Origin of the sequence: uncultured Tateyamaria sp., from assembly GCF_947503465.1 — a bacterium.
Taxonomy (GTDB): domain Bacteria; phylum Pseudomonadota; class Alphaproteobacteria; order Rhodobacterales; family Rhodobacteraceae; genus Tateyamaria.
In genome coordinates this window covers 1,776,771-1,797,558 of the sequence record NZ_CANNDN010000001.1, presented here as the reverse complement: position 1 = coordinate 1,797,558, position 20,788 = coordinate 1,776,771, and the positions used below count along the sequence as shown (strand labels likewise).

Below are 20,788 nucleotides of genomic sequence, written 5' to 3'. Positions count from 1 at the left end.
TCCACAGGCCCTGCCATCCACGGCCAACCATGGCATCGCCCTGCCACATCCGCAAACGCACATTCCGTGTTGGCCGCGAACCCACCCCCCATTAACCCAACCGTAACAAACCACACCGCACGCTCCGTTAACCCGCCCTCCCGTGCACAACCGGTGTACGGACGGTGCACAGCATGTGCACGCCCTGTGCACCCCCGTTTCTCCATGAAACACGGGCGTTAACCCTCGATTCCCCACGTCACCGCGCAACACCCCACCGCGCGTTGCGCGGCGCGGCTCTCAGGCCCATTGACCAACCCCGAAATCCCCTACATATCCCACCCATGACACCGCTCTCACATATCCGCAATTTCTCCATCGTCGCCCATATCGACCACGGGAAATCGACCCTCGCCGACCGGCTGATCCAGTCCACTAACACCGTGGCCGACCGGGACATGAAGGAACAGCTGCTCGACAGCATGGATATCGAACGCGAACGCGGCATCACCATCAAGGCCAACACCGTCCGCATCGACTACACCGCGCAGGATGGCGAGCAGTACGTGCTGAACCTGATCGACACCCCCGGCCACGTCGACTTCGCCTACGAGGTCAGCCGCTCCATGCGCGCCGTCGAAGGCTCGCTTCTGGTGGTGGATTCAACGCAAGGGGTCGAGGCGCAGACGCTGGCCAACGTCTACCAGGCCATCGACGCGGACCACGAAATTGTCCCCGTTTTCAACAAGATCGACCTGCCTGCCAGCGATATCGACCGCGTCGCCGAACAGGTCGAGGATGTCATCGGCATCGACGCCTCGGGCGCCATCGCCGTGTCGGCCAAGACGGGCCAGGGCATCGCCGAAACGCTCGAGGCCATCGTCACCCAACTGCCCGCGCCCAAGGGCAATCCGGACGCCGATCTCAAGGCCATGCTGGTCGACAGCTGGTACGACAGCTATCTCGGCGTCATCGTCCTGATCCGCGTCATCGACGGGCGGCTCAAGAAGGGCGAGAGGATCAAATTCCTGTCCAACAAGACCGTCCACCACGTGGACCGCGTCGGCGTCTTCCGCCCGCAGATGGAAATGGTGGACAGCCTCGGCCCCGGCGAGATCGGGTTCCTCACCGCCTCGATCAAGCAGGTCCGCGACACCCGCGTCGGCGACACCATCACGCATGAACGCAAGGACGTCGAACCGCTCCCCGGCTTCAAGCCCGCGCAACCGGTTGTTTTCTGCGGTCTTTTCCCCGTCGACAGCGCCGAGTTCGAAGACCTCCGCGACGCCATCGACAAGCTGGCCCTGAACGACGCGTCGTTCTCGTTCGAAATGGAAACCTCCGCCGCCCTCGGTTTCGGCTTCCGCTGCGGCTTCCTCGGCCTGCTGCACCTCGAAGTGATCCGCGACCGGATCGAGCGGGAATACGGCATCGAATTGATCACCACCGCGCCGTCGGTCATCTACCACGTCCACATGCGCGACGGCACGATGATGGAACTGCACAACCCCGCCGACATGCCCGACCTGTCGGTCGTGGACCACATGCAGGAACCGCGGATCAAGGCCACGATCCTCGTGCCCGACGACTACCTGGGCGATGTGCTGAAACTCTGCCAGGACCGGCGCGGGATACAGGAGGATCTGACCTATGCCGGCACCCGCGCGATGGTCGTCTATGACCTGCCGCTGAACGAGGTGGTGTTCGACTTCTACGACCGGCTGAAATCGGTGACCAAGGGCTATGCGTCCTTCGACTACCAACTGACGGGCTATCGGCAGGACAATCTGGTCAAGATGTCGATCCTCGTGAACGACGAACCGGTCGATGCGCTGTCGATCATGGTCCACCGCGACCGGGCCGAGATGCGCGGGCGCGCCATGGTCGAAAAGCTGAAGGACCTGATCCCCCGCCACATGTTCAAGATCCCGATCCAGGCGGCGATCGGCGGCAAGGTCATCGCGCGCGAGACGCTATCCGCGATGCGCAAGGACGTGACGGCCAAATGCTACGGCGGGGATGCGACGCGGAAGCGCAAGCTGCTGGACAAGCAGAAGGCGGGGAAGAAGAAGATGCGTCAGTTCGGGAAGGTGGATATCCCGCAAGAGGCGTTTATTTCGGCACTGAAGATGGATGGGTGAGCGCCTGTCCGGGCGTTAGCCCGGCAAACGCTCCAGTGGAGCGTTTGAGGTGCGAACGGGCGGAGCCCCGGATAGTCCATATCGGGCGGAAATGGAAGCAGTGCGCGAAAGTCGTATCGCGCAGCGATGCGCGTAGCGGCACCGGGTTGGGGTGTCGCGCTTTTGGGGTTTAAGGTGGATGGGAAGAAAACCGTACTCAGAAAGAATCAGAAATTTGCCTGTCTCTGACAGGATAGAGCGGGCAAAATCAATCACTAAAGAACTGACTTACAGAGTGCTAGACGTGATTGACCTTCACGAAGCCAACAAAATCATCGTATTCAGCGACAAGCTAGCTAAGCAAGTCCCAAAATCATACGCCGCAAGCGCGTTCGCGGTATTTCAGAATGCAATGTATACTTCTGAAGTAATTAAGTGCATCGCGTTATGGGATCGAGCTGATGACAACGTGATTTCCATACCAACTGTGGTCGAGTTGATTGATGATACTGGCGTACTTTCTGCGCTTGTGGACGAGACACGGTCAGCATATATGGCGCTCAAGCCACGCTCTTTAAACCCCAGCAATGATCCCGGTATTCAAAAAGCAATTGATGAGGCGACAATTCGCACTCAAAATAAAATAGCGGAGGATCAAGCAAATAAAGCACATGCTGGACTCGCGGGTGCGCTCAAAGAATCGAGAGAAATTATTGACCGAGAGCAAACAAACTCAATCAAGAACCTTCGTGATCACTTGGCGCACCACTTAACTCATACTAGAAGGGAGCAAAGTTCTATCGTCCCGAAAATGAAATATGGTGACGAAAAACATCTGTTGAAAGTATCTATTCAGGTAGTTCAAGATCTTTATTGTTGGGTGAATGGGGCAAGCTTTGATATAGGGGGTGATTGCGTGGATTATGCAAAAGTCTGCGCGGAAGAGCTTTGGGGGAATTGCAAATTTTCAATTCCAACCAGGTAATAGAGCAAAGGGCGCTATTTCACTCCACCGATCGGCACGGCACTGGCGGGGTGAAACCCCGCCCTGCGCCCCCAAACCCATCCCCCACCCGAAACCACACATCCCAATGCACACTTGAAAACAGCTGCGCCTCGGGCTATTCCACAACCCCATGCTTCACCGGGTTCACCCCACCATTGCATGTCCAACCACATCGGCAAGCCGAAACTCCACCCGACGGATTGGCACGCCTCCTCCCGGTCCTCGTCGCCTGCGACACCGGCCACCTTGGCAACCCGCTCACCCTGCCAGCCCGTGCCATCGGCGCTGCCGCATCGAACGCCGTCTATGACGCAAGGCGCGACCGGGTGGCCGTCTATCTGTCCCGCCACCGGAACACCCTGACCGATCCGGTCATCCAGGCCGGGGTGTGGCAGAGTGCGCCGGTGCCGCCGGGGGCGCAGGCAAAGGTTCTTGGCGACATTGCTGCGCTTCCAGACGGACCCGAATGGATCGAGCAAGCGACCGTTATTGTCATGGTCCACCACTCGTGTGCACACCGGTCAACCCCGGCTCCGATCCATGGCCCGCCACTGGGCATAGCTCTCATCCGTCATCCCCAGCGCCGGCCACATGTGCCCCGGCTGCGTCATCACCTCGGTCGAAACCCAGCGCGACCGTTCATTGATGGCCGCAATTGTCCGGTCGCAGGCAACCATCGCCCGGTGAAAGCTCTCGACCGGGTTCAGCCCCACGGCGCGGTGCAGCACCGCTTCGTCGCGCATCGGGATCACCACGCCGCGCGGGTGCCCGTGCTGGAACAGCCACAGGTGGCCCATCTCTTCGTGGACGAATTTCATTTCTGTCCCCAGGTGCTTTCGGAAGTCGGAATACGAAATTTTGCGAATTTCGGTGGCCATGATGTCGCGCCCTTTGGTCGGTGTCGGGGTGTGTACGAAACGGCGCCTGTTTTGTACGACCCTGTGGATTCGTCCCGAAACGGGCTGGAATCAGCGGTCTGGACTCGTACGAAACGGGCGGCAATTGGTACGATTCTCTGTCTAAACGGTTCCGGTCAGGCCCGGGTGAACGCCACGTGCGCCGTTTGAACCCGATTTTTACAAATCCGTTACAGGTCACCGAATCTGACCCGTGTTAACCTTTGGGCGTTGCACGGTTTTTCGGGCTTTTCCCCCACTTATCCCCAAGGAATCCTCACGTGAAATCAACAGCTTATCCCCAGAAAACTTTGCTGTTGAGGCATTTTTTGTTTGCCTGAAGCGGTCGTTGTCGCCCAACCTTGGGTCACCGGCGCAGAGTTCCTTGAACAAAGCGGTGGACGCAAAGGCCCCGGTGGCCACGGGACGCGAAAGATGGATCGCAAGATTTAGGTTTCGCATCAACGGGTTACTGGATGCAGGTCGGATCGTGTGGCTTCGAAAGGGGCGTGGCGAACGGGCGGTATCAGCAGGGTCGATGCGGGGGGCGGTTTGGCGCAAGTCGGATTGCCTTGGCGGTTGGCGGTAACGCCACCTGCAAGCTGGGCCAAATGTCGCCCTCTGGGGGGATGATGAGGTTCAACGAGGCGTCAGGGTGTGTCCTCGGGCACGGCACGGATTTCGGTTCGCGCACCTGGCGCCTTTCGCTTGTCTAGGACACTTCACCGCGCAACAGACCAACATCGGCACGGGGTGTCGCCGCGCCGATGCGCACCGGGGCGACGGGCTTGGCACCGTACCCCATGGCCGCCACCACGGCGCTGTGTTCGGCGTTCAGTGTGCCGGCTTTTTCACAAGACCTGCCACAAGCAAAAGGCGCGGGGCATTGCTGCCGCCGCGCCATCTGTCCCACCTCGGACAGAACCCCTAGTGCCCGAAGGCCGAGTTGGGCATCCAGTCGGGTGCACCCTGGCCCGCACGCATATGCAGGCATGCCGTGCCCACACGCTGGAAGTAAGTGATGTCGACCGGGTACCAGCCCGCTTGCGGCACCTCGACCTGTACGGCACGCGTTTCAAAGCATTTTTGCCGCCCGTCGAAATACCCGACCGTCTGGCCACCCACCTTGGCATCCAGGCCGTCATTGGTCAGAAAGTCGATGTTATAGGTGCCGGCGGCATCGAATTTGACATAGCCGGAGATGCCCGCCACCACGTGGTGCGCTTGCTTGGATGTCAGCGTTTTGTCCCCGTCCGACGTATCGCGATAGTCGAGGCCCTTGAGCGCCGGCCCGGCCGTGGCCCGTTTCAGGGCGCGGTTGGCCTGGTTCAGGCTTTTGACATCTGGCGGGTAGGCGTATTTGACAGCCAATCCGGGTTTCAAACCCGAAGGTTGCGGATTGGCTGGGGTCAGTTTCAGGGGGGCGGCGAAGGTGGCTGTTGCCAGCACAAGCGCCGTGGCGGCCAAAGCGGCCGTCTTCAACATCTTCATCATATACTCCCGTTGGACCCGACCGCTTGTGGCGCGGTCGTTGAATCACCGCGAGTGTACGTGGCAGTGCCAGCCGGTGACAACAGGACAGTCGGGAAATGTGATCAAACTACACCTTTCGGTAGAAGAGATACCGATCCGGTGCGATCGTATCCGGCCCGGTGATCTGGTCGAACCCGACCAGCGGTTGTTGCGACAGGATCAGGCCGCCGGGTTGCATCACCGCCGCGATCAGAGGGCTCAGCCGCTTGCCCTCTTCAACGTCCTTCTCCTTGATGCCAAAGCCAAAGTCGTAATGGGCCAGAATGATCCTGCGGTTGGCTGCAGCCATCCTCTGCAGCATCGGTTCCGCCTCGCCTTCGAGAAAATCCTGTTCGGGCGGCACGCAGCTTGGGTGGCATTTCAGGATGCGGTCGATGACCCAGATACGCCGGTCGGGCAATTCCTGGCGCAGGTGATCATAGGTCCGCCCGTTCCCCAATCCCATCTCAAGGACATCGCCGTCCAGGTCGGCCACCTTGGCCGCCGCCCAGTTGATCCCGTCGATCTGTGCGGTCAATCGGCGTCGCATGGATTCCAGTCTGCTCATCTTATGTCGTCTCCATCGTCCACGGCCGTGCGCCGCCAGACAGCATTTCGTGTAGAAAACCTGTTGTAAAAGCCCAGATCGCAGGGGTGTGAACCAGGTGGTGTGTCAAAAGCCCGAACGGTTCCGTGGCGTCCTCGGCTCCGTGTCGCCGTGCGGACAGATGCGCACAGGCCGTCGCGATCACTGCATCCGGCTCCACCAGGTCGCGGGTGCCCTTCCACCAGATCGGGTCGATATGGGTGTTGATCTGCGCAAGGCCCGGTGCCGCCTCGGCACGGGCACGTGGGCCGAACGTCGATACAGCGGTGTATCCCTGGTCCGCCAGACCAGACAGCAGCGCGGGCTGTATGCGGTTCCAGGGGGGCACGAACATCGGCCGCACGCCCGCACCAAACAGGGCCAACATGCGGTCCAGCGCGCGGGCGCTGTCCTGCGCCAGACCGGGCCGTTCGGTCAAAAACTCGTTCTTCTTTTCGCGCGGCCCGCTGTGATCATGATGGGCCCAGCCATGTACCAGCGGGATCAACCGCTGCCCGTCCATACGGTCGGCAAGGGCAGGCGTGGCGTGGGCCGGGATCACGGCCATATGCACGGACAGTCCAACCCGCTGCGCGATCGTCTCAAGATGGTCCAGCGGTTCTGTCGGCGCGATGGCATCATCGTCGCGCCACCAGAACGGCACAACCACCGCGTCGCGTCGGCAGGCGGCCAATTCGGTCCGCAAGGGGGTCCAGTCAATCTGCATCGCCGCTCCCTTCGCGCAGGCGATGCACAATGTCCACCGTGCGGGCGGCGCCGTCCATTCCAGCGACGCGTGGCGCGCGGCGGGGGGCCTGTGCCAACGCGGCCACGGCATCGGCCAGCGCCGCGCCGGACAGGTCCGACTGCTTCAATACGGCAATACCGGGCAGCGTTGCGAGGGCGCGGGCACGCAACCCCTGTTCCACCTCGCCCCCGTCGTCAAAGGGGACCAGCACGGCGGGCACGCCGGTCTGCAAGACATCCAGCGCCGTGTTGTACCCGCACATCGACACCGACGCGTGCGCGCGGGCCAGCAGGTCGCGGAAATCAGGGCGCGGGCCTTCAACCGTCACATGCGCAGGCGCCTGTCGGGCATACCTGTCCCGTCGCGCCTGCGCCCCACCCACAAGCAACCGCCAGGGTCGGGACGGGTCATGGGACGCCGCCGCGCAGGCCGCGTCAAACACCGCATCGCCAACCGATCCCCCCCCGGCGCTGACAAGGATGTCGTCGCCTCGCCTCGTGGCAGGTGTCGGGGGGGCAGGGGCCACAAACCCGGTGTACTCCAACTTGGCACGCAGCATGTCGGACACGGGCCAGCTGGCGTCCAGGGGCACAACCTCTGCATCCGAATGCACCAGAACACGGTCGTAGAAACCGGCGACAAGAGCGTCTGCAAAGGCTACCTTGGCCGGTTTCGACGGCGGCGCCAGAATGTCCCGGACCGAGGATACCACCAAGGGCGGCGTCGGCCGGGCAGACATGGCTTCCAACAGCGCCTGAAATTCCCGCTTGAGGGACCGACGCCCAAAGGGGAACAATTCGGTGATCAGAACGTCAGGATCAGCGGCCATGGCGTGCCGGATCAACTCCGCCGCCCGCCGGTCAAGATAGGGCGCGTCTGCCGTCGTTCCGTCCCCGATTAACAGGTTGGAAAAGTCCACACCGTTTGATCGCAGGGGCGGCAGCTGGACAAAAGTCATGCCATCCGTATCGAAATGCGGCACCGGGCCACCCCCGCTCAGGATGGTTACGCCATCCCCCGCGGCGGCAAAGGCACGGCCCAGTGTCAGCGCGCGGGCCAGATGCCCCGTGCCCAGCAGATGTGTGACGACAATCACAACCCGCATCAGCGCAGCTCCAACCGCACCGGTGCCGGGTCCAGGGTCAGCGAGGACTCCTTGATGTGCAGTACAAACAGGCGGTTGCGCTTGATCTGAAAGGGGGCGGGGCCGTCAAAATTCCAGCCTGTCGCCATGGCAAGCAGCACGCGCATCGTCCCGATGTGGCAGACAGCAACCGTGTCCCGGCGCAGGCCGGTCACCCAGGGTTGCAACCGGTCGCGCAGGGCGGCGGGGGGTTCGCCTTGGGGCGGGCAATACGCCCAGCCCCAATCCTCGATGTGGCGGAACCCGCTGGTGTCATCGGCGGCGAGTGTCGCGCCATGCTGACCTTCCCAAGCGCCCCAGTTCATCTCGATCAACGCAGGTTCGATGTCGGGCGCGCGGCCGCTGATCAGCTGGGCGGTCTCAACGGCGCGGCGCAGCGGGCTCGACACCAGATCCGCGCCGTTCCAAGCGGCGGGAAGACGCAATTTGGACAACGCATCATACGCGTCCTCGTCCAGCGGAATGTCGCTGCGCCCCTGCAACCGCCCGGTGCGGTTCCATGACGTGTGACCATGACGCAAAAGGGCCAGCCGGATCATGTCGCGGCCTCGATGGCCTGACGCAGGACCGTGGCAGCGGTTGGCAAAAGGTGCTGCGCACTGACCATGTCGCGCGCTTCCGCCCCCGCTGTTTCGACCAAAGCAGGATCTTGCAGATACGCAGTCAGGCGCGCGGCCATGGCGTCCGCTCCATCGGGCACGGCGGGCTGAATGCCCGACACCACATCGCGCACCCCCGGCCTGTCCTGCGCCACAACGGGCAGGCCCGCCGCTTGCGCCTCGAGATAGGCATAGCCAAACGCCTCGTTCACACCTGGCCAGAACAACAGCCGTGCCGTGGCATAGCGTTCGTTCAGCGCGTCAGATGTCAACGCGCCCAGCAGCCGGACCCGGTCACCGAAAGGGGCCATCAGCCGCGTCACCCCGGCCTGCGCTGGCCCGTCGCCGGCAATATCAAGGTGCCACGCGATATCCGGATCAAGGCGGGCAAGGGTCTCTGCGATCAACTGGTAGGACGCGAGCTTGTCTCCGGGGCGCATCATCCCCACGCTCAGCATGGCACCGCTGTGGTCGGACTGTTCGGGCAGGTCAGCACGCTGCAGGAACGGGCGCAGATGGGTCAGGACCTGTTGGTCCGGTGCGTCGCGGCGCAGGGTTTCGGCATCGCGGTGGGTCACGAAAAGGATGGTATGGGCCTGATCGCTGGCCGCTTCGGCGGCTTCGGCAAAGCGGGCCCAGGGGCCGGTCAGACGCTTGGCCGCGCGGGTGCTTTCCACCTGAAGGTAGGGAAGGCCCAAGGCGTTGCAGACCGCTGGCCCGATCAGGTCCGGGCCTTTGTAATAGTTGTGATATGTCAGCCAGCAGCGCCAGTTCTTGCTGTCCGGGCGCGCCAGGATGCGGTCGACCTCTGCCTGAGACCGGCGCATCAGGTCATCCTGGACCTGCCTGTCGCCGACGCCATCATAGATGCGCAGGTCCGACGCGATACAGGCCGTGTATCCGGCATGTTCAAGGGCGGCGATCAACGCACGCGCCATGGTGCGGTCCCCCGAAGGGACCGGGTGGTCGGGGGCCTTGAGGGGGGCGTAGAACGCGACAGTCACGCGGGCCCCATGATGCCGCGCAGGCGTTTCGCCAGATGGGTGATGCCGGGCTGCATCGTGAAGTCGGCATGCAGTCTTGTGTGGGCGGCCTCGGCCAGACGCGGGCCAAGGGCGGGGTCGCGTGCAATGTCGATCATCGCTTGGGCCAGGTGCTCTGGCGCATCGTCGCGCAGCATCCCGTGCACGCCGTCGTCGATGAATTCGGGGATGGCGGACACCGGCGTGCTGAGGATCGGCAGCTTCTGACTTGCGGCTTCCATCAACACGTTCGGCAGGCCGTCGCGGTCCCCATCTGCCGCGATGCGGCTGGGCAGAACAAACAGGTGCGCGGCGCGCATCGCCTCGATCACCTCGGGCTGGTCGCAGGCCCCGCGCCAGGTGATCCGGTCCGACACGCTCAGTCGGGCGGCATGGTCCTGCATCTGCCGTTTCAACGCGCCGCCGCCGATATGGGTCCAGTGCCAATCCAGGTCCAGCGGCAGCAGTGCCAGCGCCTCAAGCAGCCGGTCAAAGCCTTTCTTTTCCACCAGCCTGCCCACCGACACCATTTGGAACGGGTCCGCGGGTCCGCGCGGCGCGCGGTCGGGGGCAGGGGGAAAACGCCCAAGGTCCAATCCGTGATAGACAAGGTCGACCGGCGTGTCCTGCGCCAGATCGTTCAGGTGCGTCGCCCCGAATGCGGTGCAGGTCGCGCCAAAGGCGGCCCCCGCCGTCGCGGCATCCAGCTTTTCACGCAACTCCCACTCGGGCGAGGTCCAGATATCCTTGGCATGGGCGGAAAAAGACCACGGTAGACCGCGTATCATCGCCGCATAACGCGCGACCGAGGACGGCGTGTGCAGGAAATGAGCGTAAAGCGCGGTGGTGCCTGCGGGCAATTCACGGGCCATCACACAGGCCTGCCCGAAACGGCGCACCCGGTTGCGGGTCCGGTCGCGGGCCAGATCGCGCAGGAACTGCGCCATCGCCCGCCAGAACCCGGCCCCGCCCATCGTGGACAGCACGGCCCGGACGACACGCACGGGTTCATCGCGCAGGTACTCGGGCAAGTAGTGCACCTGCGCGGCCAGGCGGTCATGCAGGGGATGGGTCTTGGTGTCCGTGGGATGGCGCAGGGACCAGATGGCGAAATCCAAACCGGCCTCTTCCAAAGCCACCAGTTCCTGGGCGATGAACGTCTCGGACAAACGGGGCCAGCCCTTGACCGCAATGGCAAGCCGAGGAGGCGTGGACGTCATTCTGCGGCGTCGGTCAGCGGTTGCTGCATCAGGGCGCGGGCGCGGGAAATGACCACGTCCAGCCCGTCCAGCAACCCATCCGCACCGGCTTCGGACGGGCGCTGCTGATGCGGCAGGGCGCGAATGGCGTCCACCATGGCTTCGGTTGTCAGCCCGTCCCGGAACCGGTCCAGATTGCGGACCAATCCCAGTTCCTCGGCCCGGTGGGCGCGAATCCACTGCTCCAGACGTGGTTCGGTCCGGGGGACAATCACGGCGCGCTGGTCAAACGACAACAGCTCGCAAAACGTGTTGTAGCCACCCATGCAGATCACACCCTGGGCCGCGGCGAACAGGGGCTCGATCTTGCTGTCAAAGCCGGTGGATGTGACGCGGCCGCCAAGGGCGTCGACGCGCGTCTCGAACTTCTCGCGCACTTCGCCCGACAGGAACGGGCCGTAGACCAGCACGGCATGCGGGCCAAGATCGGGATCATGCTCGTATGCGGACAGAACCAGATCAACCATGGCCGCCCCATCACCGCCCCCGCCCGGGGTCACCAGGATATAGGGCGTGTCGGGCACATCTGCAGGATCCACGATGCTGCGGCGCAAATAGCCGGTCCAGACGGTGCGGTCGCGCGCCTGATCGGACAGGGGCAAGCCCTGCGTCGGGTCATAGACGGACCGCGGCCCATAGACCCAGATCTCGTCGTAAAAGGCCTCCGTCGCTTCGACCGCACCCTTGCGGGCCCACTCGGCGGCCAACACATCGGGTTCGTCCAGCACATCGCGCAGGCCCAGAACCAGCCGGGTCTGAGTGCGGGCACGCAAGCGCTGCAAGGTCTCGGACAATTCGCCGCGAAAGCCGGTGGGCTCCTTGTCCACGATCAGCAAATCCGGCTCGTAGTGCGCGATGGTCGAGGCGATCAGGGCGGACCGCAACGACGTGGTGGCGTCGATATCCATGCCGCTGGTCTGACTGACATAGGTGCCATCGGCCAGCTTCTTGACGCCGGGCAGGCGCACATGGTCCACGGCGGGCGGAAAGGTAAAGCGGCCCGCCACGGGGCTGCCGGTCAGGATGATGGCGCTTTCGGCCACACCCGATTGGGTCAAGGCAGATGCCAGGGCGCGGCTGCGGCGCAGATGGCCCAGGCCGAATGTGTCATGGCTGTACAGCACGACACGGCCGGGGCGTGCGCCCAGCGACATTGGCGAAGAAGGTGCGTTTTTGCCCATATTCGTCGTCTCTTACCCCTGCCCTTGCGGACAGTACCACCCCTGGCGCGCTCAGAATCCCTCAAAGCCGTATAGCACAGAGTTTGCACGACCCAACCTCACAAGAGCCGCGTTTCCGTGCAAAACCCATGGCACGTGTTACCGCTATCGCAAAATTCGGGCAGTTTGTAAAAGGCACGCGAAAGCCGTTGATCGCGCGCATTCAATTCCAGGTGGTTACAATTGTCATGCCGGGCCGGGTGGCGTAGCGTCATCTGACTCTGACAGTGCTGCGGTTTCGCATTATGACACATTCCCTATTTCACCGTCTGGCGGCGCTTTTCCTCTGCTGTGCGCTTTGTCTGCCAGGGGCGGTGCACGCCCAGGGATTGGGCAGCCTGCTGCCCGGCGGCGGGGCGACCACCAGTGAAAACGACCTGTCCCAGGCGGTGGAATCCGCTGCGCAAAACGGTGTCAGTGTCATTGTGATCGACAGCGATGGCCGGGTGATCACACAAGCCGGGTCATCGTCTGCACCGCAATCAGAGCCCGGCAGTGGAACAACGCTGATGGCCATTCAGGACGATGCGGTGGCGTTCCGCACGGCGCTGGTGGACCGACTCTTGAACCTGCCCACGGCCTTTAACGAGGTGATCTACATCCTGCGGGCCACCAGCCCCGACGGCACGATCTTTGCCTATGTGCAGGCCTTGTTCATCAGTCTGGCACTGTTTGCGGCCGGGATGGTGTTTGAATCCCAGATCTTCGGCAAGCGGATCGCCAAGCGATTTGTGGTGGCCCGCATTCAGCAGAACCCGGAAGGCTATGTCGAAAAGATGCCCTTTTTGGTGTTTCGCTTTGTTCTTGGGGTGGTGGGCACGCTGGTGTCGATGGCGGTGGCCTATGTGCTGGGTTTTCTCATCTTCGGCCCGCTCGAAGACTCCGCCATGCAATTCACCGTCACGCTGATCAATATCGGCTATTTCCTGGCACGTGTCGTGGCCGGGGTGTGGCGGATGATCCTGTCACCATACCTGCCGCAATATCGCATCCCGCTGCTGAATGACCGGGATGCGCGGCGGTTGCATCTGTGGCTGTCGGGTGTGGCGGCGTTCAGCTTCTTTGCCATCCTGTTTGGCGTCTGGATCGAAGAGCTGGGCCTGAACAACGAAGTCTATGTGTTCCTCTTTTCGCTGCTCAGCCTGTTCGTGATGTTCCTCAACATCGTTCTGGTCACGGTGAACGGTCGCGCGATCACCGGTGCGATCCTGAATGGCAAATCCGCCGCCGACGCGACCTGGGTGCTGCGCAGCCTGGCGCGGGTCTGGGCGCCTCTGGCGGTGCTGTACTTCCTGTTTGCGTGGGGCGAACAGACCTACCACCTGGTCATTGGCGATCCGTTGGGTGTGCCGCTGCTGGCCGCCGCGTGGGGCATTCTGACCACAATCATCGTTGTCTACGGCGTGATCAATTTCTTCATCGAACGCAGCTTTGCCCGCGCGCGCCTGGTGCGCGAGCACAACGTGGTGGTCGATGCCGAACTGGACCCCGACCCGGAGCCCCCGCAGGTCCATTCCGGTCCACGGATCACAACATTCGAAGGTCTGGCGCAACGGGTTGCGGGCATCCTTGCCTTTGTCGCGGGGATCTATGCATTTGTCACGATCTGGAGCCCGCAAACCCCGGTGATGGGCGAAAGCTGGACCGATCGTCTGCTCGACATCATCGTGATCCTGTTCATCGGATACATCATCTACAACACGTTCCGGATCTGGATCGACGACAAGATCCGCGAAGAACAGGGCGACATGCAAGAGGTCGAACTGGGTGATGAAGGTGGTGGGTCCTCGGCCTCGCGCCTTGCGACGCTGCTGCCGCTCTTTCGTAATTTTGTCCTGATTGTCATCGTGGTGACGATGCTTCTGATCATGCTGATGCAATTGGGGATCAATGTGGGACCGCTCTTTGCCGGTGCGGGCATCGTAGGTGTGGCCGTTGGCTTTGGCTCGCAATCGCTGGTGCGCGACATCTTTTCCGGGGCCTTCTTCCTGTTCGATGATGCGTTCCGCAAGGGTGAATACATCGATGTGGGCGGCGTGAAGGGGACGGTGGAAAACATCAGCGTCCGCAGCTTTCAGCTGCGCCACCACCTGGGCGCGCTGCACACGATCCCCTTCGGCGAGATCCAGGTGCTGACCAACTATTCCCGCGACTGGGTCATCATGAAGCTGCCCCTGCGCGTGACCTACGACACGGATGTGGAAAAGGTGCGCAAACTGATCAAGACCTTGGGTGTGGACCTGCTGGATGATCCCGTCATCGGTGAAAACTTCATCCAGCCCCTGAAGTCGCAGGGCGTGATCGAAATGCAGGACAGCGCCATGATCATCCGGGTCAAGTTCATGACCAAGCCGGGGGATCAGTGGCTGGTGCGCAAGAAGGTCTACGAGGAGATACGCGCGCTCTTTGAACGCGAGGGCATCAAATTCGCTCACCGCGAGGTGACGGTGCGCCTTGCAGACGGTCAGAAAGCCCAGGATTTGACGGATGAGGACCGCAAGGCGATCACCGCGGCGGCGCAGGCCTCGCTGGAGGAAGACATGCTGGAAGACGCGGCGGACTTCGCGGACGACCGATAATGCCTCTCGACACCCGTCGCGAAAGAGCATAGGCGCGCAGGCTTGGTGACCGCACCGCCCCAATGACAGGACACATCCCGTGATCGCTCCCCTTCAGGCCGCGCTGACCGCGCGCGGCTATACCGACCTGACGCCCGTGCAGACTGCCGTGACCGACCCCGACCTTGCCGGCGCGGACCTGCTGGTGTCGGCCCAGACCGGATCGGGCAAGACCGTTGGTTTCGGTCTGGCCCTCGGCCCCACCTTGCTGGGCGACGAGCCGCTGTTTGAGCTGGCGGATGCGCCCCTGGCCCTGATCATCGCGCCGACGCGCGAACTGGCAATGCAGGTCAAGCGCGAACTTGGCTGGCTCTACGCCGAGACGGGTGTGGTCATGGCATCCTGCGTCGGCGGGATGGACATGCGCGATGAACGCCGCGCGCTGGCCCGCGGTGCCCATATCGTCGTGGCCACGCCGGGCCGCTTGCGCGACCATATCATGCGCGGATCCATCGATCTGACCGCCATCCGTGGCGTGGTTCTCGACGAGGCGGACGAGATGCTGGACCTCGGCTTTCGCGAGGACCTGGAGTTCATACTGGGCGAATGCCCCGACAGCCGCCGCACGTTGATGTTCTCGGCCACCGTGCCCGCGCAGATCGCACGGCTGGCCAAAACCTACCAGCGTGACGCCGTGCGCATCACGACCACCACGGGCGAAAGCCAGCATGCCGATATTACCTATCAGGCGATGACGGTGGCCAATCACGACGCCGAAAACGCGATCATCAACATCCTGCGCTTTCACGAGGCCCCCAATGCCATCGTGTTCTGCAATACGCGCGCCATGGTCAACCGCGTCACCACGCGGCTTTCGAACCGTGGATTTCCGGTTGTGGCCCTGTCGGGCGAGTTGACCCAGTCCGAACGCACCAATGCGCTGCAGGCCATGCGCGACGGGCGCGCGCGGGTCTGCGTGGCAACCGACGTGGCAGCACGCGGGATCGACCTGCCGAACCTCGATCTGGTGGTACATGCCGAACTGCCTTCGAACCACGAAACGCTGTTGCACCGTTCGGGCCGGACAGGCCGCGCGGGGCGCAAGGGCACCAGCGCCCTGATCGTCACGGCCAAGGTGCGGTCCAAGGCGCTGCGCATCCTCAAGGGCGCGAAACTGGAAGCCGAATGGATCGACGCACCGTCGGCCGATGCCGTGCGCGCGCAGGACGAAGTGCGGTTATTGAGCGATCCGATCTGGACCGATCCGGTGACCGAGGGCGAGGCGGACATGGTCGCAAAGCTCTCCGCGCAATTCTCGGCGGACCAGCTTGCCGCCGCCCTGCTGCGCATCCACGGTCTGCGCCATTCAGCGCCAGAGCACCTGTCGCCGGTGACGGGCGACACGGCCCCCAAGGCGCGCGCGCCCTTCGGGCCCAGTGTCTGGTTCTCGGTCACGGGCGGGCGCGATCAGGGGGTCGAGGTGCGGCGTCTTCTGCCCATCCTGTGCAATGCGGGTGACATCACCAAGGACGATATCGGCGCGATCCGCATCACCGGCGACACCTCCTTTGTGGAGCTGAAGGCCGACAGCGCCGATGGCTTCGTGCGCGCGCTGGGCGCGGGGATGCAGGTCGAGGGTGGCGCAACGGTGACCCGGCTCGATCACGTGCCCGCGGCGGCAAGCCAGCCGAAACCACGCTTTGCCCCGAAACCTTCGGGCAAACGGGTCCGGGACGACATGCGCCCCGCGAAACCAAGGGGTGACACCAAGCCCGTCGATTGGAACGATGACCCCGCGCCCCGCCCGCGCAAACCCAAACCGGGTGACGCGCCCAAGGGCAAACCGCGACACGCCAAGGCGCCCTCCACCCTCGAAAAGGCGATCAAGGACGGCAGTGTGACGACACCGAAAAAGCCGCGCCACAAGGCCAGCGGCAAGGGCAAGCCGACCAGTGGTGCCCCGAAGGCCGGCAAGTTCAGCAGCAAGAAGAACAAGGCCCGGCGCGCCGCGGCGCAGGGTGGCGGTCAGCCACCCCGACGCAAAGCGTAAACCGGTTCAGGACGTGTAGGGATCCAGACTATCGCGCAGGCCATCGCCCAGAAAGTTGAACGCCAGCACCACGATGATGATCGGCAGCATCGGGATGGCAGTCCACGGATAGATCTCGATGGATGCCAGGTTCTGCGCGTCGTTCAGCATCACGCCCCAGGACACCGCAGGCGCCCGCAGGCCCAGGCCCAGGAACGACAGCGCCGTCTCGCCCAGGATCATCGCGGGGATCGACAATGTGGCCGAGGCAATCAGGTGTGACATGAAATTCGGCAACAAATGCCGCCGGATCACGCGGGACGGTCTTGCCCCCATCATCTCTGCCGCGCGCACATATTCCTCCTCTCTCAACGAGAGGAACTTACTTCGGACCGCCCGCGCCAGGCCCGGCCAATCCAGAAGGCCGAGGATGATGGAGATGATGAAAAAGACGGACACCGGCCCCCAATTCGATGGCACCGCAGCGGACAGCGCCAGCCAAAGGGGCAGTTCCGGCAACGACCGCAGGATTTCGATGGCGCGGTTGACCACCCAGTCAACCCAACCGCCAAAGTAACCGGCAATGGCGCCAAACCCGATACCAAGAACAAACGACACGGTGATGCCGATCAGGCCCACGGTCAGCGACAGTTGCGCGCCATAGGAAATGCGTGAAAACACGTCACGCCCCAGGCGGTCCGACCCAAAGATGAACACCGTCGCCCCTTCGGGCGCGCAGAACAGGTGGCGGTCGGCAGGGATCAGAAAGAACAGCTTGTATTCCGTCCGCTCACAAAAGAACTGCAACGGCATCGGGCGGGAGGTGTCGGTTTCGTACACCCACTGAAAGTTCTCCAGATCGGCCTGCCCGGTTGTCGGATAGACAAACGGACCGATGAAATCGCCCTCGTGCCAGAACTTGATGGCCTGGGGCGGGTGGTACAGATGATCGGCGCTGCGTTCATTGGGCGTATAGGGCGAGATGAACCCGGCGAATGGGATCGCCATATACGCCAACAGCAGGAAGATGCCCGAGATCAGGCCCAGCCTGTGCTTGCGGAACTTGCGCCAGACCAGAATCCAGTTGGGCGCATCCATGTCCGACCGCTCGGGCGCGGACAGGTCCACATTCGGGTCATAGGGCGCGTCATCGATATAGCGGCCGTCGGGCAGGGTGCTCATGGTCTTATCCTTCCCGTGCGCCGTAGCGGATGCGCGGATCCAGCAGGACCAGCAAGAGGTCCGAGACCATCGTGCCGATCAGCGTCAGCAGCGCCACGAACATCAGAACGAAGGCGGCCAGGAACTGATCCTGCGACTTGAGCGCCGTCAAAAGCGCAGGCCCGATGGTTTGCAAGCCCAGCACCACCGACACCAGGACCGACCCCGACACCATGGCGGGCAGCAGGTTGCCGATATCGGCCACAAACGGGTTGAACGCCATGCGCAGCGGATACTTGGTCAGCAGCCGCGAAGGGGCCAATCCCTTGGCCATACCCGTCTCGACGTAGGGTTTTGACAATTCGTCCAGCATGTTGGCGCGCAGGCGCTGCATCATGGCGGCCGCACCGGATGTGCCGATGACAAAGGTCGGCACGATCAGGTGGACCAGAACACTTTGCACCTTGGCAAGGCTCATGGGCTCCCCCTCGAACTCGGGCGCCATCAGCCCGCCGATGGGCAGGCCCAGATACTTGTGGCCGTAGTAGAACAGCATCAACGCCAAAAGGAAGTTGGGCGTTGCAAGGCCCAGATAGCCGATAAAGGCCGTGGTGTAGTCAACCCATGTGGCCGACCGGGCCGCGGCCAGCACGCCAAGGGGCAGGGCGACCATGTAGACAAACAGGACCGCCGCCAGGTTCACCAGAACCGTCAGCCACAGCGCGTCGCCCACAATATCGGCAACAGGGGCGTCAAATTCAAAGGACCATCCGAAATCGCCCTGCAACAGGCCGGAAAACCCCTGCGGGCCGGGGGCAACGCCGACCCAGATCAGGTATTGCTGCCACAAGGGTCGGTCGAGGGCGTATTCGGTCCGCAGGAACTCGGCCTTGGCGACGCCTTCGGCCTGACCGGTGGCGCGCAGTTCTGCAATCTGGTTCGACAGGTAGTCACCCGGCGGCAGGTTGATGATGATGAAGATCAGCATCGACACCACGATCAAGGTCAGGATCATCGTCAGCAGCCGGTAGGCTGCATAGCGGATGAACATCATTCGCGCACCTGCGCGATCTGTTCGTCATCCGAGAAGAAGAATTCGTCGACCCGGTGCACGCCGAAATGCGCGCCGGGGTCCCAGGCCCACTTGCCCTGTTCCGGCACGTTGCGCAGGCGGTCCGACACGACGACGGGCTGCGGTGCCTCGCTCAGGATGCCGATGCCGAACTGGTTGTCGGCGTGAATCTCAAGCATTTCACGCCAGATGGCGGTACGCTCCTGCCGGTCATCGGTGCGTTGCCAGGCCTTGCTCAGCTCCATCAGGCGCTCGGCCTCGGGCATGTCGATGGGTTCTCCCGCCGATCCGTGGGTCTGGTAATGCTGTCCCCATTTCGGCCAGGCAAAGAACACCTGGTCCGTCGGGGCCAGATAGGTGGGCGGCGTGTTGGGGCCGGGAATGCCGTTGTCCCAGCCGTACCAGACCGAGGCCATGGTCACCCCGGAAAAAACGCGGTTGCGCAGGATGTCACGATCCAGCGGCCGCATGATCAGCTTGATGCCGATGTCCCGCCACGTATCGGTGATGATGGCAAGCGCGTTCTCGACCTCTTGCCGTTCGCCCGCAGTCTCGATCACGAATTCCATCGGGCGGCCATCCGGCAGCAGGCGTGTGCCCGAGGCATCGCGCCTGTCCAGGCCCATCTGGTCCAGCATCAGGTTCGCGGTATCGGGATCGTAAATGGCCCACTGCGTCAGATTTGCGGGGTCAAACAGCGGGCTCTTGGCCAGGGCGGTCATGCCGCCTTCCTTGCCCAGCCCGAAATAGAGGGCCCGGTTGATCATGCGCCGGTCGATGCCCAGCGACAGGGCGCGGCGGAAGCGGGCGTCGCGCATGACCTCGCGCCAGACCGGATCGGCAAAGTTGAGGTTGGGATAGATGGCGATCTGGCTGGCGGCCCCGTTGGACCACAGGTAGGTGCGGTAAGGCGCACCATCGGCCTCGCCCTTTTTCAGGATGGATGTGTCGCGGAAATCAAGGCCGCGGGCCTGCAGGTCGCTTTCGCCCGCATTCGCCTTGGCCGCGACCAGGCCCGAACCCACGATGTCCATCTCGACCACGTCGATATAGGGCAGGTGCGTGCCGCGCGCGTCGATGCGATGGAAATAGGGGTTGCGCACGAACAGATGCCGCATCGCCGCCCCGGTCGAGGCGGGCTTCCACGGTTGCAAGGTGGGCAGTTCGTGGTTGTCGAACTTGTACATGTTATCAAGCTTGTTGTGCAACGGGGCCCAGCCGCGCACGCGCTTGGCGTCGATCATCTCTTCCATCTGCTCCATGGTGTTGAAGTCGACATGGAACTGCTTGAGGTAATGCGCCGGGCGATAGATGAAGGGCGGGCTGGCCTGGGCCAGCGATTGCAGGAAATTCGGGTTCGCGCGGGGAAATTCGACAACAACGGTCACGTCGTCGGGAAAGGTCATGGTGGCGATGTCGTCCCCCATGCGCATGACCTCGGGCGGGCCATTCGGGCTCAGTTCCGCGTTCTGGGCCACATGATCCCACCAGTACTGAAAATCGGCCGAGGTAAAGGGCGCGCCATCGGACCAGCGGTGCCCGGGGCGCAGATGCAGGGTAAAGATGCGGCCCGCCTCCACCTCCACATCGCGCAGGATGTCGGGTTGCAACTCGTACTCATGGTCATAGCCCACCAGCCGGGCGTAGCCGTACACGACCATCTGGCGCACGTCCTTGGTGCGCGTGACCATGGTGCGCAATGTGCCGCCCTGGGTGCCGAACTGGCGGCCCTTGGCCTCAAGATCGACAACCAGCGGTGTATCGGGGATACGGTCAACCGCCGCGTCCATCTGGCCCTTCTTCACCTCCGGGGCCCAGAATTCACTTTCCTGAACAATGGGTTGGGCAAAAACGGGCAGGGCCATCAGCCCCGCCAC

16 protein-coding genes are annotated in these 20,788 nt (G+C 63.0%); 4 read left to right on the top strand and 12 right to left on the bottom strand.

The genetic code is table 11. The annotated features are described in order from the left end of the window. The first annotated feature begins 323 nt into the window (after positions 1–323). Both lepA and Q0844_RS09040 read left to right on the top strand, forming a co-directional pair. Positions 324–2,120, top strand: coding sequence for a translation elongation factor 4 (lepA, locus tag Q0844_RS09045; protein WP_299044083.1), 1,797 nt, complete (start codon positions 324–326; stop codon positions 2,118–2,120). A 283-nt stretch (positions 2,121–2,403) separates the two neighbouring features. Then, positions 2,404–3,084 carry a hypothetical protein gene (locus tag Q0844_RS09040; protein WP_299044081.1) on the top strand — a complete coding sequence of 227 codons (681 nt, stop codon included), beginning with the start codon at positions 2,404–2,406 and terminating at the stop codon, positions 3,082–3,084. 542 nt (positions 3,085–3,626) lie between these two features. Here the strand turns inward: Q0844_RS09040 and Q0844_RS09035 are convergent. The 9 genes from Q0844_RS09035 to Q0844_RS08995 form a co-directional block, all read right to left on the bottom strand. Next, positions 3,627–3,983 carry a hypothetical protein gene (locus Q0844_RS09035; protein ID WP_299044079.1) on the bottom strand — a complete coding sequence of 119 codons (357 nt, stop codon included), beginning with the start codon at positions 3,981–3,983 and terminating at the stop codon, positions 3,627–3,629. A 945-nt stretch (positions 3,984–4,928) separates the two neighbouring features. Beyond that, complete coding sequence (locus Q0844_RS09030) at positions 4,929–5,492, bottom strand: PA14 domain-containing protein (RefSeq protein WP_299044078.1); 564 nt, start codon at positions 5,490–5,492, stop codon at positions 4,929–4,931. A gap of 109 nt (positions 5,493–5,601) precedes the next feature. Then, positions 5,602–6,081 carry a class I SAM-dependent methyltransferase gene (locus Q0844_RS09025; protein ID WP_299044061.1) on the bottom strand — a complete coding sequence of 160 codons (480 nt, stop codon included), beginning with the start codon at positions 6,079–6,081 and terminating at the stop codon, positions 5,602–5,604. A gap of 1 nt (position 6,082) precedes the next feature. Continuing rightward, entirely contained in the window at positions 6,083–6,826 is a 744-nt protein-coding gene (locus tag Q0844_RS09020) for a polysaccharide deacetylase (protein WP_299044059.1), read from the bottom strand. Further along, entirely contained in the window at positions 6,816–7,952 is a 1,137-nt protein-coding gene (locus Q0844_RS09015) for a glycosyltransferase (RefSeq protein ID WP_299044058.1), read from the bottom strand. Before Q0844_RS09015 ends, Q0844_RS09020 begins: the two co-directional genes overlap by 11 nt. After that, positions 7,952–8,530 carry a histidine phosphatase family protein gene (locus Q0844_RS09010; protein WP_299044056.1) on the bottom strand — a complete coding sequence of 193 codons (579 nt, stop codon included), beginning with the start codon at positions 8,528–8,530 and terminating at the stop codon, positions 7,952–7,954. Before Q0844_RS09010 ends, Q0844_RS09015 begins: the two co-directional genes overlap by 1 nt. After that, positions 8,527–9,594, bottom strand: coding sequence for a glycosyltransferase family 4 protein (locus Q0844_RS09005; RefSeq protein WP_366522988.1), 1,068 nt, complete (start codon positions 9,592–9,594; stop codon positions 8,527–8,529). The genes Q0844_RS09010 and Q0844_RS09005 overlap by 4 nt, the downstream gene beginning before the upstream one ends. Continuing rightward, entirely contained in the window at positions 9,591–10,832 is a 1,242-nt protein-coding gene (locus Q0844_RS09000) for a glycosyltransferase (protein WP_299044054.1), read from the bottom strand. Before Q0844_RS09000 ends, Q0844_RS09005 begins: the two co-directional genes overlap by 4 nt. Continuing rightward, a complete protein-coding gene (locus Q0844_RS08995) occupies positions 10,829–12,025 on the bottom strand; it encodes a glycosyltransferase (protein ID WP_299044052.1) in 1,197 nt (398 codons plus the stop codon). Before Q0844_RS08995 ends, Q0844_RS09000 begins: the two co-directional genes overlap by 4 nt. 311 nt (positions 12,026–12,336) lie before the next feature. Here Q0844_RS08995 and Q0844_RS08990 point away from each other — a divergent pair, with 311 nt between their 5' ends. Together Q0844_RS08990 and Q0844_RS08985 are read left to right on the top strand one after the other, a co-directional pair. Next, entirely contained in the window at positions 12,337–14,670 is a 2,334-nt protein-coding gene (locus Q0844_RS08990) for a mechanosensitive ion channel domain-containing protein (RefSeq protein ID WP_299044050.1), read from the top strand. A 79-nt stretch (positions 14,671–14,749) separates the two neighbouring features. After that, on the top strand, positions 14,750–16,699 hold the full coding sequence (locus Q0844_RS08985) for a DEAD/DEAH box helicase (RefSeq protein WP_299044049.1): 1,950 nt from the start codon (positions 14,750–14,752) through the stop codon (positions 16,697–16,699). Positions 16,700–16,705: 6 nt separating this feature from the next. Here the strand turns inward: Q0844_RS08985 and Q0844_RS08980 are convergent, their stop codons facing one another. Genes Q0844_RS08980 through Q0844_RS08970 form a run of 3 tightly spaced genes read right to left on the bottom strand, consistent with a single transcriptional unit; the run spans position 16,706 to position 20,776 of the window. After that, the gene (locus tag Q0844_RS08980) at positions 16,706–17,860 is read right to left on the bottom strand and encodes an ABC transporter permease (protein ID WP_299044047.1); all 1,155 of its coding nucleotides are present in this window, start codon (positions 17,858–17,860) and stop codon (positions 16,706–16,708) included. 4 nt (positions 17,861–17,864) lie between these two features. Continuing rightward, a complete protein-coding gene (locus Q0844_RS08975; RefSeq protein ID WP_299044046.1) occupies positions 17,865–18,893 on the bottom strand; it encodes an ABC transporter permease in 1,029 nt (342 codons plus the stop codon). Continuing rightward, the gene (locus tag Q0844_RS08970) at positions 18,890–20,776 is read right to left on the bottom strand and encodes an ABC transporter substrate-binding protein (RefSeq protein WP_299045263.1); all 1,887 of its coding nucleotides are present in this window, start codon (positions 20,774–20,776) and stop codon (positions 18,890–18,892) included. The genes Q0844_RS08975 and Q0844_RS08970 overlap by 4 nt, the downstream gene beginning before the upstream one ends. Positions 20,777–20,788 lie beyond the last annotated feature (12 nt).

Bases quoted from the DNA above. Each gene is read 5' to 3' on its own strand.
- Q0844_RS09025 (WP_299044061.1), bottom strand. From the start codon at position 6,081: ATGAGCAGACTGGAATCCATGCGACGCCGATTGACCGCACAGATCGAC.
- Q0844_RS08990 (WP_299044050.1), top strand. From the start codon at position 12,337: ATGACACATTCCCTATTTCACCGTCTGGCGGCGCTTTTCCTCTGCTGT.
- Q0844_RS08980 (WP_299044047.1), bottom strand. From the start codon at position 17,860: ATGAGCACCCTGCCCGACGGCCGCTATATCGATGACGCGCCCTATGAC.
- Q0844_RS09010 (WP_299044056.1), bottom strand. From the start codon at position 8,530: ATGATCCGGCTGGCCCTTTTGCGTCATGGTCACACGTCATGGAACCGC.
- Q0844_RS08970 (WP_299045263.1), bottom strand. From the start codon at position 20,776: ATGGCCCTGCCCGTTTTTGCCCAACCCATTGTTCAGGAAAGTGAATTC.
- Q0844_RS09015 (WP_299044058.1), bottom strand. From the start codon at position 7,952: ATGCGGGTTGTGATTGTCGTCACACATCTGCTGGGCACGGGGCATCTG.
- Q0844_RS08995 (WP_299044052.1), bottom strand. From the start codon at position 12,025: ATGTCGCTGGGCGCACGCCCCGGCCGTGTCGTGCTGTACAGCCATGAC.
- lepA (WP_299044083.1), top strand. From the start codon at position 324: ATGACACCGCTCTCACATATCCGCAATTTCTCCATCGTCGCCCATATC.
- Q0844_RS09030 (WP_299044078.1), bottom strand. From the start codon at position 5,492: ATGAAGATGTTGAAGACGGCCGCTTTGGCCGCCACGGCGCTTGTGCTG.
- Q0844_RS09020 (WP_299044059.1), bottom strand. From the start codon at position 6,826: ATGCAGATTGACTGGACCCCCTTGCGGACCGAATTGGCCGCCTGCCGA.
- Q0844_RS08975 (WP_299044046.1), bottom strand. From the start codon at position 18,893: ATGATGTTCATCCGCTATGCAGCCTACCGGCTGCTGACGATGATCCTG.
- Q0844_RS09035 (WP_299044079.1), bottom strand. From the start codon at position 3,983: ATGGCCACCGAAATTCGCAAAATTTCGTATTCCGACTTCCGAAAGCAC.
- Q0844_RS09000 (WP_299044054.1), bottom strand. From the start codon at position 10,832: ATGACGTCCACGCCTCCTCGGCTTGCCATTGCGGTCAAGGGCTGGCCC.